Origin of the sequence: Anaerovibrio sp. (genome assembly GCF_024697385.1) — a bacterium.
Taxonomy (GTDB): domain Bacteria; phylum Bacillota; class Negativicutes; order Selenomonadales; family Selenomonadaceae; genus Anaerovibrio.
Genome location: NZ_JAILFV010000041.1, coordinates 1 through 2,902 on the forward strand (window position 1 = coordinate 1; position 2,902 = coordinate 2,902).

Genomic DNA, 2,902 nt, shown 5'->3' on the forward strand with positions numbered 1-2,902 from the left:
GCAAACTACAAATCCAGTAGTTATGCGGGATGGCAGTCTTTTTTTGTGGCTGTACACCCCAAAAAATACACCCAAGTACACCCACAAAATTTTGCCATTTTGGGTAAAAATCTCCAATTCCCCACTTTGGCCCCCAAAAAGGGTTAAAAATTGGGATGGCGTTGTTTCGTGGTGTGTCGTTTTGTCCCCGTTGCAGTCCCGTTGCAGTCTTTTGGGAAAAAATCGAACAAAAAAGAACGGCCCCCGATTTCTCGGAGGCCAGTGTTTTCAAGTGGTGCCGAAGGCCGGACTCGAACCGGCACGTATTTGCATACGGCAGATTTTGAGTCTGCTGCGTCTGCCAATTCCGCCACTTCGGCACTTTTGAGTCATGCAACAACATCACACAACAGTGCTATACTAACATACTATATCAATATTGTCAACAGTTTTAGAACATAACTACCGATTATATTTTTCCACCAGACCTGCCAGCCAATGGGCTTTTTCTGATGTTAAGGCTCCTGGCAGCATTCTCCAGCTCCAATTGCCTCCTGAGGTTCCAGGCAAATTCATGCGGTTATCACCGTCCAATGCCAAAATATCCCACACCGGTACGATGGCTGTACGGGCTCTGGAAGCGTAAGCATGTTCCACCAAAGCCTGACAGAGTGTTTGGCTGTCTGCCCCTTCTTTACCTAAAAGCTTTGCCACTGCAGCTCTGGTTTCAGTATCTATATCATTTTCCAGCCAGCCCACCACTGTGTTATTATCGTGGGTACCAGTATAAACCAGGCTATTTTCCGGTTCCACAAAATTAATTCTGTGGAAGGCATTAAAATGGAGTTCAAACTGCAATACCTTCATTCCTGGATAGCCGCATCTTTCACGAAGTATCTCAACCTCATCGGTGATAATCCCCAGATCCTCTGCCACTATTGGCAGTTCGCCCAAAGAATCCTTTAATTTCCCGAAGAAATCCATTCCCGGGCCCTTGACCCACTCACCATCAATAGCGGTTTCCGCATCGCCGTCTATCTCCCAATACGCCTCAAAACCACGGAAGTGATCAATACGAACCATGTTTACCTGCTCAAGCATACGGCCCAAACGGCTTATCCACCAGCGGTAGCCATCCTTGGCCATTTCATCCCAGTCGTATTGTGGGTTGCCCCACAGCTGACCAGTCTTACTGAAGTAATCAGGTGGTACTCCTGCTACCTTCAGTGGCCTGCCATCCTCACCTAGCTTAAAGAGTTTTTGGTTAGCCCACACATCGGCACTGTTTTGAGATACAAATATTGGCATATCTCCCAGAATCTTTACACCTTTTCCATTGGCATAAATCTTAAGCTCCTGCCACTGCGTGGAAAACAAATATTGGTAGAAGCATTCCCTGCCGATTTCCTGGGCCAGCTCATTTCTAGCCTTTTCCAAAGCCTCAGGCCTCCGCTTTTTCAGGTCCTCCGGCCACTCTATCCAGCCAGCTTCCAGCTGTTGCTTCGAAATAGCTTTAAATAACGCATAATCATTAAGCCAATAGGCCTCCTGACTGCAAAAGCCCTCAAACACGGCCATATCATCGGCATTACCCTTGGTAAAGAAATTATCCGCAGCCTTGGCCAGGAGCTTTCCTTTAACTTGACGGGCAAATTCATAATCCGTTTTATTTGTGGCTCCCTTTTCAGGTACCTTAATATCCTCATCAGTGAGCAGCCCCATATCCACCAGCTTTTCCATAGATATTAGCATAGTGTTGCCAGCAAAGGCTGATGGGGATGCATACGGAGAATTACAGTCATCCACAGGAGTCAATGGCAAAAGCTGCCATATTTTCTGATTGGCCTCTGCCAAAAAATCCACGAATTCATACGCCGAGGCACCAAAATCTCCCACACCATATTTTGACGGGAAGCTGGTTGGGTGCATCAACACACCGCACTCCCTTATATGCTTTGGCTCATCCTTCACGCATCTATATATCTTGACACTGCAAGGCTTCATGGAAACATGGAGAACTTCCCGAATAACCTTGAGCTCCCTGCCATCGCCAAATACATTTATAAAGCTGCCTGCCCACAGGTCACGAACATCCACATAAACGGTGCGCTGTTCCTTGCCCCGATTCATCAGGATAATGAATACATCATTTTCCGCAGGCTCGCCAAATACATCCTTGCCATCGTCAATAACCCTTGCATAACCAAATATATCCCCATCTGAATATATTGGTAGGAATTTTCCTGTCTGCAGGGCCACATTTTCATTTCTGAGATGAATGAGCTTTTTGTACCACTGGCGCAGGTCCTCATCCCCATTATCCCAATCGTAAGGGAGACGGCAGAAAGGATCCTTATAGCCTTCCATACCAATCTCATCGCCATAATATATACACGGTACTCCAGGGAATGTCATCTGCCATGCCGCAGCTATTTTCAGACGACTCTTACCCAGCTTTAGTCTTTCATCATCCAGCTTATACTTGGCCTGAATTCTCTCCGGGACGCCCTCACAGGAAGGTGCTTCACCTAATATGGTCAGTATACGCTCCCGATCATGGCTTCCCAAAAGGTTCATCATTGCATAAAAGTTCTGCGCCGGATAATTTTCCTTAAGACTCATTATCCTTCGGCAAATCTGATGGCCATCCACATACCCCAAAAGGAAGGCCATTACTATCCTGCGGAAAGGGTAATTCATGGCAGAATCAATCTCATAACCACAAAGATAATGTCGATTAACCCCATAGGCCACCTTGTTGGAGGCATCCTCCCACACCTCGCCGATAAGAACCGAATCCGGGTCAGTTTTTTTCAGCTCCTTGTAAAAGGCCTGAGAGAATTTTTCCGGCAGCTCATCAATAACATCCAGACGCCAACCGCTGATACCCTGTTTATTCCAATAATGAAGTACACTATCCTCT

1 protein-coding gene and 1 tRNA gene are annotated in these 2,902 nt (G+C 46.6%); both read right to left on the bottom strand.

What is annotated here, in order from left to right:
* Positions 1-272 precede the first annotated feature (272 nt).
* Positions 273-359 (bottom strand) — tRNA-Leu (locus tag K6C05_RS02140).
* A gap of 82 nt (positions 360-441) precedes the next feature.
* Positions 442-2,902 (bottom strand): 4-alpha-glucanotransferase (gene malQ / locus K6C05_RS02145; protein WP_296730768.1); only part of this gene is annotated, 2,461 nt, incomplete at its 5' end.